Annotated in this window: 1 rRNA gene; it reads left to right on the top strand. The window is 54.1% G+C overall.

Annotated elements, in window-relative coordinates:
• Window positions 1-1,094: ribosomal RNA gene (locus tag BGP85_RS00170) — 23S ribosomal RNA — on the top strand; the annotation flags it as partial.

Raw genomic sequence — 1,094 nt, 5'->3', positions numbered from 1 at the left:
GGGTGAAGGAACTAGGCAAAATGGCACCGTAACTTCGGGAGAAGGTGCGCCGGCGAGGGTGAAGGACTTGCTCCGTAAGCCCATGCCGGTCGAAGATACCAGGCCGCTGCGACTGTTTATTAAAAACACAGCACTCTGCAAACACGAAAGTGGACGTATAGGGTGTGACGCCTGCCCGGTGCCGGAAGGTTAATTGATGGGGTTAGCGCAAGCGAAGCTCTTGATCGAAGCCCCGGTAAACGGCGGCCGTAACTATAACGGTCCTAAGGTAGCGAAATTCCTTGTCGGGTAAGTTCCGACCTGCACGAATGGCGTAACGATGGCGGCGCTGTCTCCACCCGAGACTCAGTGAAATTGAAATCGCTGTGAAGATGCAGTGTATCCGCGGCTAGACGGAAAGACCCCGTGAACCTTTACTATAGCTTTGCACTGGACTTTGAATTTGCTTGTGTAGGATAGGTGGGAGGCTTTGAAGTGGGGACGCCAGTTCTCATGGAGCCATCCTTGAAATACCACCCTGGCAACTTTGAGGTTCTAACTCAGGTCCGTTATCCGGATCGAGGACAGTGTATGGTGGGTAGTTTGACTGGGGCGGTCTCCTCCCAAAGAGTAACGGAGGAGTACGAAGGTGCGCTCAGACCGGTCGGAAATCGGTCGTAGAGTATAAAGGCAAAAGCGCGCTTGACTGCGAGACAAACACGTCGAGCAGGTACGAAAGTAGGTCTTAGTGATCCGGTGGTTCTGTATGGAAGGGCCATCGCTCAACGGATAAAAGGTACTCCGGGGATAACAGGCTGATACCGCCCAAGAGTTCATATCGACGGCGGTGTTTGGCACCTCGATGTCGGCTCATCACATCCTGGGGCTGAAGCCGGTCCCAAGGGTATGGCTGTTCGCCATTTAAAGTGGTACGCGAGCTGGGTTTAGAACGTCGTGAGACAGTTCGGTCCCTATCTGCCGTGGACGTTTGAGATTTGAGAGGGGCTGCTCCTAGTACGAGAGGACCGGAGTGGACGAACCTCTGGTGTTCCGGTTGTCACGCCAGTGGCATTGCCGGGTAGCTATGTTCGGAAGAGATAACCGCTGAAAGCATC

It is taken from the genome of Pseudomonas putida (genome assembly GCF_002906855.1).
In the GTDB taxonomy this organism is placed as follows: Bacteria; Pseudomonadota; Gammaproteobacteria; order Pseudomonadales; family Pseudomonadaceae; genus Aquipseudomonas; species Aquipseudomonas putida_N.
This window is presented reverse-complemented; position numbering and strand designations above follow the sequence as displayed.